Genomic DNA, 12,918 nt, shown 5'->3' on the forward strand with positions numbered 1-12,918 from the left:
CGCCTCCTGCCGGGCTGGCTTGAACGGGCTTGATCGGGTGGCGCCGGCGGAATGAAGTGAGTGTCTATCAGCGGCAGTCTGCGCGCGTCAACGGTGCGTCAAACCCCATGTGGCCTGCGGAAATAACGACTTGAGCGCGATCTTGCTCCCATTGGTGGAGACCACTGAAGCCTCCCTGGTGAGGGCGTGGCGGCGGAATCCGACCGGTTCTGACTGCGAACACGCGAAGTCCCGCGCCGTGGGAACGGCGCGGGCCCGGAGGGGGTGGAGCTACTGGTGGGGCGGGGGAGGGGTCTGCGGGTAAGGCGGGTTGGGTTGCCCCGGCTGCTGCGGGGTCTGGGGGTAGGGCTGGCCGGCCTGGCCCGGCTGAGCGGGGTGGTCCGGCTGTCCTGGCTGGTGGCCGGGGTAGGGCTGCGGTTGGGCCGGGTGCGGCTGAGCGGGGCCGGGCTGTCCGGGCTGGCCGGGTTGCCCAGGCTGGCCGGGCGGCTGGGGAGCGAACTGGCCCGGAAGCGGCTGACCGGGGGCGGGTTGGCCCGGGACCGGCGGTCCGGGGTACGCCTGGCCAGGGGCGGGCTGTCCGGGGTACGGCTGTCCGGGGTATGGCTGGCCCGGATGGGGTTGTCCGGGAACCGGCTGTCCGGGGTACGGCTGGCCCGGCATGGGCGGGGCCGCGACCGGCGGCGGGTTGCCGTCGGAGGTCCACAGCCCGTGCGCCTGCTGGTGCCGTACGAAGTCCTCCGCGACCATCGCCGCGAGGTTGAAGTACGCCTCCCGCACCTTCGGCCGCATCATGTCGAGGTCGACCTCGGCACCGGCGGACAGATGCTCGTCGAAGGGCACCACGACGACACCCCGGCAACGGGTCTCGAAGTGCGCGACGATGTCGTCCACCTTGATCATCTTGCCGGTCTCGCGCACCCCGGAGATCACGGTGAGGGAACGGGAGACGAGGTCGGCGTACCCGTGCGCCGACAGCCAGTCCAGCGTCGTACTGGCACTGCTGGCACCGTCCACGGACGGCGTGGAGATGATGATGAGCTGATCGGCGAGGTCGAGCACACCGCGCATGGCGCTGTAGAGCAGACCCGTACCGGAGTCGGTCAGGATGATCGGGTACTGCTTGCCGAGCACGTCGATCGCGCGCCGGTAGTCCTCGTCGTTGAACGTCGTGGATACAGCCGGGTCGACGTCGTTGGCGATGATCTCGAGACCCGAGGGCGCCTGGGACGTGAACCGCCTGATGTCCATGTAGGAGTTGATGTACGGGATCGCCTGGACGAGGTCACGGATGGTGGCCCCGGTCTCCCGGCGCACCCGGCGGCCGAGCGTGCCGGCGTCCGGGTTGGCGTCGATGGCGAGGATCTTGTCCTGCCGTTCGGTGGCGAGCGTGGAGCCGAGCGCGGTGGTGGTGGTCGTCTTGCCGACGCCGCCCTTGAGGCTGATGACCGCGATGCGGTAGCAGGACAGCACCGGCGTACGGATCAGGCTCAGCTTCCGCTGCCGCTCGGCCTCCTCCTTCTTCCCGCCGATCCGGAACCGTGCTCCGGGACCGGCGGGCCGAGTGCTGCGGGCCTTCTGCTTCTTGTTGTTGAGCAGCCGGTCGGAGGACAGCTCCACGGCCGCCGTGTAACCGAGCGGTGCCGCACCGGGGTTGATCGGCTGGCGCTGGTCGTGCTGTATGGGCTGCGGCCAACTGGCCCCGAGACGAGGGTCGACGGGCTGCTGCTGGGGAGCCGGCGGCTGAGCCTGAGCTCCGCCGCGCCGCACGGGTGGGTTGGGGACACCGGGGGCGGCGGCCGGGCCCCGGCCCTGCGGGAATCCGTATCCGCCCGGCTGCTCCGCACCCACCGGGCCAGTAACCGGCGGCCGGCCCGCGGCGGGGGGCTGCGCACCGGAGGTGCCGGGCTGGGGGAACCCGTATCCGGCCTGGGGATTGGCGGGGGCCGCGGCGGGGGCGGTCGGCGGCCGGCTCCCGGGCGCGGGCTGTGCACCCGGGGTGCCGGGCTGCGGGAAGCCGTAACCGGGCTGGGCGTTGGCCGGGTCCGGGGTGGCGGCGGTTGCCGGTTGCTGCGTGGGCGGCTGCTGGGCGCCGGGGAAGCCGTATCCGGCTTGGGGAGTGGCCGGGCCTGTCGGAGGCCGGCCTGCCGACGAGGCCTGCGCGCCCGGGGCGCCGGCCTGGGGGAAGCCATATCCGGCCTGGGGGCCGACCGGGGGCACGGCGGGGGCGGTTGCCGGCGGCTGGGCGCCGGGAATGCCGGGACCGGGGAAGCCGTATCCGGCTTGCGGGTTGGCGGGAGGTGCGGTGGGGCTGGTCGGCGGTTGGCCGCCGGGCGAGGGCTGGGCGCCGGGGGTGCCGGGCTGGGGGAAGCCGTATCCGGCCTGGGGGTCGGCCGGGGGTTCGGTGGGGGCGGCCAGCGGTTGCTGGGGGCCGGGGGTGCCGGGGTGTGGGAAGCCGTAGCCCTGCTGCGGGGCGGCTGGAGCGGACGCCGGGGGCGGCGGTGACGGTACGGCGGGCGGAGTCCAGGCAGCGGGGGCGGGCTGAGGTGCCTGCGGCTGGAAGGGCGGTTGCTGGGCCGACTCGTGCGGCTGCCCCTGCGGGGCCGTCGGCTGCGGCTCGCTGGGCCACTGAGCCGCCGACGGGGGCACCGCGGGCTGGTACGACGGCGGCAGGGGCGGCACCGGACCCTGCGGGACCGGCGGCGGAGCCCAGGCGGCGGGCGCGCCCTGCGAAGCCTCGGCGGCCGCTGCCGGGATGGCCTCCTGGGACGCCGTGTCGGGGGATGCCGGGGCCTGAACAACGACGTCCTGCGGAACGGCGTCCTGGGGCTCGGACTCCGGCTCCTCCCGCTCCTGCGGAACGGCGTCCTGCGGCTCCGAGTCCTGCGGGGCAGCGTCCTGCGGTTCGGCGGCGGGCGTCGAGTCTTCCGGAGCGGCGTCCTCGGGTTCGGCGGGGACGGGCTCGGAGGCCCCGGCAGCGGATTCCTCGGGTGCGTCGTCCGTCACCTCGGTGTCGGACACCGAGGCATCCGCCGCCGCCTCCGCGTGCGACTCCGTCTCCTCCGTCTTCTCCGCCTCCTCGGCATCCGAGGATTCGGCGGACGTCTGCTCCGCTACCTGGTCCTCCTCGGCCTCAACGTCGGCGGACTCGGCACCGGAGTCCGCCGGGACCGCGTCCACGTCGCCCGAGTCGACGTCCTCAGCCACATCCTCCGCTGTGTCGGAGCCGTCCCGAGGCCCGGCCACGTCGGCCGGCCCGGTCTCCCCGGACCCCTCCGCCTCGTCGGCCGCCTCGTCGGCCTCATCAGCTGCGGCACCGGCACCGGTCTCGGCCTGAGAGTCCGTGTCCGCCACCGCGGCCAACTCGTCCTCCCCGTCCTCGGAGCCGGGCGCCTCGCCCTGCTCGTCGGACGCCTGCGCCGCCTCCCGCCGCACGGCGACGGCGGAGATCCGCATGGTGGCACCGCTCTCAAGGTCACCGGCCCCGGCACCCGTGACCGAGGGCGACCCGCCCACAGGAATGTGCGGCACCGCCGTCGGAGACGCGGCACCGGCCGGATCCTCCTCCGGCGAATCCGCCGCCTGCTGCGGCTCGAACCCGCCACCCAGCGGCAGCTTCGGCACGGCGACCGGGCCCCCCACCCCCGGCGGGGGAGGCGTGAAGGGTGCCCCCGGCGCGGGAGCCGGCGGCGTGAACGGCGCCCCCGGCGAAGGCGCGGGCGGAGGCGGAGAGAAGGGAGCCCCCGGCGCGGGAGCGGGTGGAGTGAACGACGCTCCTGGTGCGGGAGCCGGCGGCGTGAAAGGCGCGCCAGGCGTGGCCGGAGGCGGAGTGGACGGCGCCCCCGGTGCAGGCGCGGGCGGGGTGAGGGACACCCCCGGCGCGGGAGCCGGCGGCGTGAACGGCGCCCCCGGCGTCGGCGGAGGAGGTGTGAAGGGCGCCCCCGGCGTCGCCGTGGCGTGCGGCGGCGGAGTCAGCCCGGGCACCGGACCGCTCGGAGCGGCGGGCCGTCCGGGACCGCCCGGCACAGCCGGAGCCCTCGGCGGAACCGGTGCGTCAGAAGAAGGGCCCCCGGTGGTACCGGCCGCCCCGGCCCCACCGGCCGACTGCTCCGGCCCGCTCGACGCGTTCTGCGTGTACCAGGCGGGCGGCGCGTAGTCGATCGTGAACTCGCCCGTCGTCTCGATGGCGGACGCCGCGTCGGGCTGGTCGTCGCCGGGCGTGGCCCAGCCCCCGCGGATCCCGTCCCGATCGCTGCTCACAGTTCCTCCTGGTGTGGTCGAGCGCCCTCAATGCCGTGCGGGGGCGACCATTTCTCGTCGTCCTTGGTCGTTCGAGGTCGTCCGATCCACCGACTTCCCCCCGTGACGACGATGCCCGGTCCACGGGTTCCGACATCGCGCCCCCTGTCCCAGCCTAATCACCAGGAGACTCACCATGGCAGGCCCGTCCGTCCCCCGGCGCCCGCCCACTTGACGACAACCTGCCCCGAATCGCCGTGCACAGCAAGGCATCCGCAAGCAGAACGGACACATCCGTGCTCGAGCCGTACAGAAGGTGAACCCTGAACCCCGAGGCGCCACGGCTCACGAACCGGCCTGGCCGGCAGGGCCATTGAAGGACCGATCCGTCAACCACGCCCCTCCGTCACGCGGGTTGACGAAAGGGGGCGGCACGCGCACGTGCCGCCCCCTTTCCTGTCCGCGCGCCCCTCACTCGGCCGCGAGCCCCCCGTTGTGAGGAGCGGGCTCCAGGTCGAACTCGCCGTCCCGTGCGCCCAGCACGAACGCCCGCCACTCCGCCTCCGTGTAGCGCAGCACTGTCTCCGGGTCGAGGGAGGACCGCATGGCGACGGCGCCGTCGGGCAGATAGGCGATCTCGACGCGCTCCTCGTGCTCCTCCGTGCCCGGCGCGCAGTGCCACCGCACACCGGAGATGTCGAGCGCGTACAGTTCGTCGCGCTCGCGTTCCTTGCGGGCCTTGATCTCCGCTTCCGTCTCCGCCATGTCGCAGCGACCCCTTCCAGACGAGCCCAAAGTGCCGCGCTCACCCTAGTGGCCCGCCGGCCCCCCTCGGGGGGATCGCAGAACCGGGGGAAATCGGGCCGTCGCGGCCTGGTACGCTGTGTGACGGCCGTTTGTGTACGCACCCCCGGAGCCCTCGCAGGAAGTCCTGCGGACCCTGGAGGCCGCGCCCAGCGGATCCCCGCCTCCCGAGTCAGGGAAGCTCCCCCGAGACGAAGACCGGGGGCACTCGGAGGCCACTCACGGAGCACGAGGAGTACGAGTGTCGCTCGACGCCGCAACGAAGAAGCAGATCATCACCGAGTTCGGTACCAAGGAGGGTGACACCGGCTCCCCCGAGGTCCAGGTCGCTCTGCTGTCCCGTCGGATCTCCGACCTGACGGAGCACCTCAAGACCCACAAGCACGACCACCACTCCCGCCGCGGCCTGCTGATCCTGGTCGGTCAGCGCCGCCGCCTGCTGCAGTACCTCGCCAAGAAGGACATCCAGCGCTTCCGCGCGCTGGTCGACCGCCTCGGCATCCGCCGTGGTGCGGCGGGCGCCAAGTAGGACGTCGTGAAGGGAGCGGTTCCCGGGAGACAGGGGACCGCTCCCTTTGCCGTACGTAAGGGAACGTACGGGAACGTGCGGAGTGTCGGTGCCGCTTTGTAGTGTGGTAGCACGACGCAGTAGAACGCAGTACCTGTGACACGGCGTGACAGGGCCTGCCCCAGGCGGGCACGGCATGTCCGCCCATGACGAAACGAGGAGGAGCGCACCTCGCCGCCGCCGGTCCTCGGTAGTGGCCCCCGGGAGAAATGAACCCCGGGTGCTTCGATCGAAGACCGGCCCGTACCGGACGGAGCGCCTCTCCGCCACCGTCCCCCCGCCACACGGGCGGGAGGACGACGACGAGGAGAAAACGCTAGTGGAGAACGAGACCCACTACGCCGAAGCCGTGATCGACAACGGCCCCTTCGGCACCCGTACCATCCGCTTCGAGACGGGCCGCCTGGCCAAGCAGGCCGCCGGCTCCGCCGTCGCGTACCTGGACGACGACACCATGGTGCTGTCAGCCACCACCGCGTCCAAGAACCCCAAGGACCAGCTCGACTTCTTCCCGCTGACGGTCGACGTCGAGGAGCGGATGTACGCGGCCGGGAAGATCCCCGGTTCCTTCTTCCGCCGTGAGGGCCGTCCGTCCGAGGACGCCATCCTCACCTGCCGCCTGATCGACCGCCCGCTGCGCCCGTCCTTCAAGAAGGGCCTGCGCAACGAGATCCAGGTCGTCTGCACCGTCATGGCGCTCAACCCCGACCACCTGTACGACGTCGTGGCGATCAACGCCGCGTCCGCGTCGACGCAGCTGGCCGGCCTGCCCTTCTCCGGCCCGATCGGCGGCGTCCGCGTCGCGTTGATCCGCGGCCAGTGGGTCGCGTTCCCGACGCACACCGAGCTCGAGGACGCCGTCTTCGACATGGTGGTCGCCGGCCGCGTCCTGGAGGACGGCGACGTCGCGATCATGATGGTCGAGGCCGAGGCCACCGAGAAGACCATCAAGCTGGTCGACGGCGGCTCCGAGGCCCCCACCGAGGAGGTCGTCGCCGCCGGTCTGGACGCCGCGAAGCCCTTCATCAAGGTGCTCTGCCGCGCCCAGTCGGACCTCGCCGCCAAGGCCGCCAAGCCGACCGGCGAGTTCCCGATCTTCCTCGACCACCAGGACGACGTCCTGGAGGCGCTGACCGCCGCCGTCCGCCCCGAGCTCGCCCAGGCGCTCACCATCGCCGGCAAGCAGGAGCGCGAGACGGAGCTGGACCGCGTCAAGGGGCTGGCCGCCGAGAAGCTGCTGCCCGAGTTCGAGGGCCGCGAGAAGGAGATCTCCGCCGCGTACCGCTCGCTGACCAAGACCCTGGTCCGTGAGCGCGTCATCAAGGAGAAGAAGCGCATCGACGGCCGCGGTGTCACCGACATCCGCACGCTGGCCGCCGAGGTCGAGGCCATCCCGCGGGTGCACGGTTCCGCGCTGTTCGAGCGTGGCGAGACCCAGATCCTGGGCGTCACCACCCTGAACATGCTCCGCATGGAGCAGCAGCTGGACACCCTCTCCCCGGTGACCCGCAAGCGCTACATGCACAACTACAACTTCCCGCCGTACTCCACCGGTGAGACCGGCCGCGTCGGCTCCCCCAAGCGCCGCGAGATCGGCCACGGAGCCCTCGCCGAGCGCGCGCTCGTGCCGGTGCTGCCCGCGCGCGAGGAGTTCCCGTACGCGATCCGTCAGGTCTCCGAGGCCCTCGGGTCCAACGGCTCGACCTCGATGGGCTCGGTCTGCGCCTCCACCATGTCGCTGCTGAACGCCGGTGTGCCGCTGAAGGCCCCGGTCGCCGGTATCGCCATGGGCCTGATCTCCCAGGAGATCGACGGCGAGACGCACTACGTGACCCTCACCGACATCCTCGGTGCGGAGGACGCCTTCGGCGACATGGACTTCAAGGTCGCCGGCACCAAGGAGTTCGTCACCGCCCTCCAGCTCGACACCAAGCTGGACGGCATCCCGGCCTCCGTCCTGGCCGCCGCCCTCAAGCAGGCCCGTGACGCCCGCCTCCACATCCTCGACGTGATGATGGAAGCGATCGACACGCCGGACGAGATGTCCCCGAACGCGCCGCGGATCATCACCGTGAAGATCCCGGTCGACAAGATCGGTGAGGTCATCGGCCCCAAGGGCAAGATGATCAACCAGATCCAGGAGGACACGGGCGCCGAGATCACCATCGAGGACGACGGCACGATCTACATCGGTGCCGCCGACGGGCCGTCCGCCGAGGCCGCCCGTGCCACGATCAACGGCATCGCCAACCCGACGATGCCCGAGGTCGGCGAGCGCTACCTGGGCACGGTCGTGAAGACGACCACCTTCGGCGCGTTCGTCTCCCTGATGCCCGGCAAGGACGGTCTGCTGCACATCTCGCAGATCCGCAAGCTGGCCGGCGGCAAGCGCGTGGAGAACGTCGAGGACGTGCTCGGCGTGGGCCACAAGGTCCAGGTCGAGATCGCCGAGATCGACTCCCGCGGCAAGCTCTCCCTGGTCCCCGTGATCGAGGGCGAGGAAGACGGCAACGACAAGAAGGACGACGCCGACAAGTGACGTCCCGTGGCTTCAAGGCGACGGCCCGCACCTCCTCGGAGGCGCGGGCCGTCGCCCGTACCCAAACCCTCGTCAAGGGCCAGAACGGCATCGGCACGGTCCGCAGGACCACTCTCCCGGGCGGCCTGCGCATCGTCACCGAGACCCTGCCCTCCGTGCGCTCCGCCACCTTCGGCATCTGGGCGCACGTCGGCTCCCGCGACGAGACGCCCGCGCTCAACGGCGCCACGCACTATCTGGAGCACCTGCTCTTCAAGGGCACGTCCCGCCGGTCCGCCCTGGACATCTCCGCCGCGATCGACGCTGTCGGCGGCGAGATGAACGCGTTCACGGCCAAGGAGTACACGTGCTACTACGCGCGCGTGCTCGACACCGACCTGCCCCTCGCCATCGACGTCGTCTGCGACATGCTCACCGGCTCGCTGATCCTGGAGGAGGACGTCGACGTCGAGCGCGGCGCGATCCTCGAAGAGATCGCCATGACCGAGGACGACCCCGGCGACTGCGTGCACGACCTGTTCGCGCACACCATGTTCGGCGACAACGCCCTCGGCCGCCCGGTCCTCGGCACGGTCGACACGGTCAACGCCCTCACCGCCGACCGCATCCGCCGCTTCTACAAGAAGCACTACGACCCCACCCACCTGGTGGTCGCCTGCGCCGGCAACATCGACCACGCCAAGGTCGTACGCCAGGTCCGCGCCGCCTTCGAGAAGGCCGGCGCCCTCGGCAACGCCCAGGCCGTCCCCATCGCCCCGCGCGACGGCCGCCGCACCCTGCGCACCGCCGGCCGGGTCGAGCTGCAGAACCGCAGGACGGAGCAGGCGCACGTCGTCCTCGGCATGCCGGGCCTGGCCCGCACCGACGACCGGCGCTGGGCCCTGGGCGTGCTGAACACCGCCCTCGGCGGCGGCATGTCCTCCCGCCTCTTCCAGGAGGTCCGGGAGAAGCGCGGCCTGGCCTACAGCGTGTACTCCTACACCTCCGGCTTCGCCGACTGCGGACTGTTCGGCGTCTACGCCGGCTGCCGCCCGAGCCAGGTGCACGACGTGCTGAGGATCTGCCGGGACGAACTCGACCACGTCGCCGAGAACGGGCTGACCGACGACGAGATCGGCCGCGCCATCGGCCAGCTCCAGGGCTCCACCGTCCTCGGCCTGGAGGACACGGGTGCGCTGATGAACCGTATCGGCAAGAGTGAACTGTGCTGGGGCGAGCAGATCTCCGTCGACGACATGCTGGCCAGGATGGCCGCGGTCACCCCGGACGAGGTCCGCTCGGTCGCCCGGGACATCCTGGGACAGCGCCCGTCGCTGTCGGTCATCGGCCCGCTCAAGGACAAGCAGGCCGAGCGTCTGCACGACGCGGTCGCCTAACCCCCTGTCCGTCCCCCGGTGGTAAGGAAGCAAGAGATGAGCAAGCTGCGCGTGGCGGTCCTCGGTGCCAAGGGCCGGATCGGGTCCGAGGCGGTACGGGCGGTGGAGGCCGCCGAGGACATGGAACTGGTCGCCGCCCTCGGCCGGGGCGACAAGCTGGAGACCCTCGCCGAGACCGGCGCGCAGGTCGTGGTCGAACTGACCACCCCCGGGTCGGTCATGGGCAACCTCGACTTCTGCGTACGGCACGGCATCCACGCCGTCGTCGGTACCACCGGCTGGACCGACGAGCGCCTCGCGCAACTGCGGGGCTGGCTGGCCCTGTCCCCGCAGACCGGTGTGCTGATCGCGCCGAACTTCTCCATCGGCGCCGTGCTCACCATGAAGTTCGCGCAGATCGCCGCGCCCTGGTTCGAGTCCGTCGAGGTCATCGAGCTGCACCACCCGAACAAGGCCGACGCCCCGTCCGGCACCGCCACCCGCACCGCGCAGCTCATCGCCGAGGCCCGGGCGGAGGCGGGCTCGGCCCCCGCGCCGGACGCCACCGTCACCGCCCTGGACGGAGCGCGCGGCGCCGTCGTCGACGGGGTGCCGGTCCACTCCGTGCGCCTGCGCGGGCTCCTCGCCCACCAGGAGGTCCTGCTGGGCGGCGAGGGGGAGACGCTCACCGTCCGCCACGACTCGCTCCACCACAGCAGCTTCATGCCGGGCATCCTGCTCGGCGCGCGCCGCGTGGTGACCACTCCGGGCCTGACCGTCGGCCTGGAGCACTTCCTCGACCTGAACTGAGCCCCGAAGCCCCTCATGCGCGCGAAGATCACCTACCTCGTCACGGCCGCCGTCCTGGTCTTCTACTTCGTCCTGGTCGGCAGCCGCGGCGTCATGCTCATCCAGTACGGCACACCCGTCACCGTCGCCTTCGGGATCGCCGTGCTGATCCTGCCGGTGATCGGCCTGTGGTTCCTGTGGAAGAACACCCAGTTCGTCCGCCGGGCCAACCAGCTCGCCGCCGAGCTCGACGCCGAAGGGGGCCTGTCCGTCGACGAGTTGAGCCGCACGCCCAGCGGGCGCATCGACCGTGACTCGGCGGACCGGGTCTTCGCCGAGCGCAGGGCCGAGACGGAGGCGGCCCCCGACGACTGGCGCACCTGGTTCCGCCTCGCCGTCGCCTACCACGACGCCCGCGACACCCCCCGGGCCCGCAGGGCGATGCAGCGGGCGATCGCCCTGCACGACGGCAAGCCGGTGCAGACCGTCTGAACACCCGGAACACCCCGTGTACGCGAAGGGGCCCGGTCCGCACGCGCGGACCGGGCCCCTCACGCATATCGGCGGCCGGGGTCAGCTCTGCCTGTTCTCCTCCGCCCACGCCTCCACCGTGTCCGCCGCCCGGTCGAACGCCTCGGCACGTCCCAGGAAGTCGGCGTTGTGCGTGGTCATCAGCGGCGGCAGCTCCTGCTGCCCACGGCCCGTGCGGCCGAGCGTCAGCGCCTGCCCCTGCACCGTGCGCGGCAGCCCCAGCCAGCGCACCGGCTGCTGCACGGTCCGCACGCCGGCGACCTGCGCCCACGGCGTCGTACGGGTGACGAGGAGGCTCACGTGCCGCAGCCCGCGCGCGCTGACCCAGACGCCCATGCGCAGCATCCGCAGCGCGCCCGCGATCAGGACCAGGGCGACGACGAAGCAGAGACCGGCGGAGGACAGCGTGGCGGTGAGCGCCGTGACGACCCCCGCGAGCAGCACGAAGGAGGCGAGCAGCAGCACGAGGGCGGCCACCCCCACGCGCCACGGACCAGGCCGGTAGGGGCGTCGCCAGCGCTCGCGGTCGTCGAACGGAAGCGCTACGTCGTCCGCCGCGTCGAAGGCGCGGTCGGCCGTCAGGAAGGACAGGGGCACGGCTGGTCCTCACTCAATCCATGCGTGGGCTGTGCCCGGTGAGGCTATCCGCAGGGGTCCGCGCCCACCACCCGTGGGGGTCCGGGGGAGGTGCCCGCAGGACCACCGGGGCGGCGGCACGGCGCCCGCACCGGCTCAGTGTCCGGGGGAGACCTGGGACTGCTGGGTCTCGGCGGGGGAGTGGCTGATGGTCAGCGCGGGCGTGCCGAGGATCACGGAGCCCACGAGCGCGGCGACGATGGTCAGCCCCAGTAGGCAGCGCCCGGCTATTCGCCCGGTGGACGCGCGCTCGCGGGGCGGGGGAGCGACATTGCTGCGGAACCGGTCGGCTTCGGCGACGAAGGCGAACGGTACGGGCTCGCGCCGACGGAGCATCGGGTACGACTCCTTCCGGGGGTCGAACGGGGGTGTCTCACCCATACAGACGACCGAGTGTCCCGAAAGGTGCCCGGTTCCGCCGAAATCGCAGATCTTCACCAAAGATGTCGCGCCCCGGCACCGAACGCCCCGATGGCGGAGGCGGGCCGTAGAGTGGGCGCCGCCCGTCAGACGTGAAGGAAGGGACCCGCCCAGCCGTGACCGCCACCCCCGCCGACGACCCGAAGCCCAGCTTCCGCAGCGACGTCACCGTCGAACTGGTCAAGCACGCCGCGTCGGACGCCGACGTGCTGTTCGCGGCCCGCGTCTCCACCCTCGGCGAGCAGTCCCTGGCCGAGCTGGACAAGGACCCCGAGCGCTCCAAGGGCCTGATCAACTTCCTCATGCGCGACCGGCACGGCAGCCCCTTCGAGCACAACTCGATGACCTTCTTCATCAGCGCCCCCATCTTCGTCTTCCGCGAGTTCATGCGGCACCGCGTGGGCTGGTCCTACAACGAGGAGAGCGGGCGCTACCGCGAGCTGGAGCCGGTCTTCTACGTCCCCGACGAGTCCCGCAAGCTCGTCCAGGAGGGACGCCCGGGCAAGTACCGGTTCGTCGAGGGCACCCAGGCCCAGCAGGAGCTGGTCGGCCGGGTCATGACGGACTCCTACCGGCAGGCGTACGAGGCCTACCAGGAGATGCTCGAGGCCGGCGTCGCCCGCGAGGTGGCCCGCTCGGTCCTGCCGGTCGGCCTCTTCTCGTCGATGTACGCCACCTGCAACGCCCGTTCGCTCATGCACTTCCTCGGTCTGCGCACCCAGCACGAGCTGGCCAAGGTGCCGTCCTTCCCGCAGCGGGAGATCGAGATGGTGGGCGAGAAGATGGAGGCCGAGTGGGCCAGGCTCATGCCGCTGACCCACGCCGCCTTCAACGCCAACGGCCGGGTCGCGCCGTAACCGGCGCCCTCCGCCCGGTCAGGCACAGATGTACGGTTCAGCCGGGCGAAGTGTCCGGATTGCGGGGCTTGCAGAAGTTCATCTAGCCTGATCAAACGGACCCGGCACTGCTTGAACCCCCGAGCAGGCAGTGCCGGGCTCCATCTTTGCCGGCACCCGTCGGTCCGCCCCCCCCGAGGGCAG

The 12,918-nt window shown here is 71.9% G+C and carries 10 protein-coding genes and 1 pseudogene; 6 read left to right on the forward strand and 5 right to left on the reverse strand.

Annotated features, from left to right (window positions below):
- Nucleotides 1-270: 270 nt before the first annotated feature.
- The 3 genes and pseudogenes from OIE49_RS25980 to OIE49_RS25990 form a co-directional block, all read right to left on the reverse strand.
- Nucleotides 271-3,621, reverse strand: coding sequence for an AAA family ATPase (locus tag OIE49_RS25980; protein WP_326806331.1), 3,351 nt, complete (start codon nucleotides 3,619-3,621; stop codon nucleotides 271-273).
- A gap of 552 nt (nucleotides 3,622-4,173) precedes the next feature.
- Nucleotides 4,174-4,257, reverse strand: a pseudogene (locus tag OIE49_RS37165) (SCO5717 family growth-regulating ATPase); the annotation flags it as partial.
- A 450-nt stretch (nucleotides 4,258-4,707) separates the two neighbouring features.
- The gene (locus OIE49_RS25990) at nucleotides 4,708-5,001 is read right to left on the reverse strand and encodes a DUF397 domain-containing protein (RefSeq protein ID WP_326804365.1); all 294 of its coding nucleotides are present in this window, start codon (nucleotides 4,999-5,001) and stop codon (nucleotides 4,708-4,710) included.
- A gap of 280 nt (nucleotides 5,002-5,281) precedes the next feature.
- On the opposite strand from OIE49_RS25990, the gene rpsO reads away from it, so the two are divergent.
- The 5 genes from rpsO (at nucleotide 5,282) to OIE49_RS26015 (ending at nucleotide 10,783) form a co-directional block, all read left to right on the forward strand.
- The gene (gene rpsO / locus OIE49_RS25995; protein ID WP_100571636.1) at nucleotides 5,282-5,569 is read left to right on the forward strand and encodes a 30S ribosomal protein S15; all 288 of its coding nucleotides are present in this window, start codon (nucleotides 5,282-5,284) and stop codon (nucleotides 5,567-5,569) included.
- 358 nt (nucleotides 5,570-5,927) lie between these two features.
- Nucleotides 5,928-8,147, forward strand: coding sequence for a polyribonucleotide nucleotidyltransferase (locus tag OIE49_RS26000; RefSeq protein WP_326804366.1), 2,220 nt, complete (start codon nucleotides 5,928-5,930; stop codon nucleotides 8,145-8,147).
- The gene (locus tag OIE49_RS26005; protein ID WP_326804367.1) at nucleotides 8,144-9,523 is read left to right on the forward strand and encodes a M16 family metallopeptidase; all 1,380 of its coding nucleotides are present in this window, start codon (nucleotides 8,144-8,146) and stop codon (nucleotides 9,521-9,523) included. The genes OIE49_RS26000 and OIE49_RS26005 overlap by 4 nt, the downstream gene beginning before the upstream one ends.
- A 36-nt stretch (nucleotides 9,524-9,559) precedes the next feature.
- Entirely contained in the window at nucleotides 9,560-10,312 is a 753-nt protein-coding gene (gene dapB / locus OIE49_RS26010) for a 4-hydroxy-tetrahydrodipicolinate reductase (protein WP_100571633.1), read from the forward strand.
- A gap of 15 nt (nucleotides 10,313-10,327) precedes the next feature.
- Entirely contained in the window at nucleotides 10,328-10,783 is a 456-nt protein-coding gene (locus OIE49_RS26015) for a hypothetical protein (RefSeq protein ID WP_326804368.1), read from the forward strand.
- Nucleotides 10,784-10,864: 81 nt separating this feature from the next.
- Here OIE49_RS26015 and OIE49_RS26020 read toward each other — a convergent pair whose 3' ends face one another.
- Both OIE49_RS26020 and OIE49_RS26025 read right to left on the reverse strand, forming a co-directional pair.
- Nucleotides 10,865-11,419, reverse strand: a complete 555-nt coding sequence (locus OIE49_RS26020) for a hypothetical protein (RefSeq protein WP_326804369.1) — start codon at nucleotides 11,417-11,419, stop codon at nucleotides 10,865-10,867.
- Nucleotides 11,420-11,554: 135 nt separating this feature from the next.
- On the reverse strand, nucleotides 11,555-11,794 hold the full coding sequence (locus OIE49_RS26025; protein ID WP_100571778.1) for a hypothetical protein: 240 nt from the start codon (nucleotides 11,792-11,794) through the stop codon (nucleotides 11,555-11,557).
- A gap of 200 nt (nucleotides 11,795-11,994) precedes the next feature.
- Here OIE49_RS26025 and thyX point away from each other — a divergent pair, with 200 nt between their 5' ends.
- The gene (thyX, locus tag OIE49_RS26030; protein ID WP_326804370.1) at nucleotides 11,995-12,735 is read left to right on the forward strand and encodes an FAD-dependent thymidylate synthase; all 741 of its coding nucleotides are present in this window, start codon (nucleotides 11,995-11,997) and stop codon (nucleotides 12,733-12,735) included.
- The last annotated feature ends 183 nt before the right edge of the window (nucleotides 12,736-12,918 follow it).

This window comes from Streptomyces sp. NBC_01788 (assembly GCF_035917575.1).
Classification (GTDB): domain Bacteria; phylum Actinomycetota; class Actinomycetes; order Streptomycetales; family Streptomycetaceae; genus Streptomyces.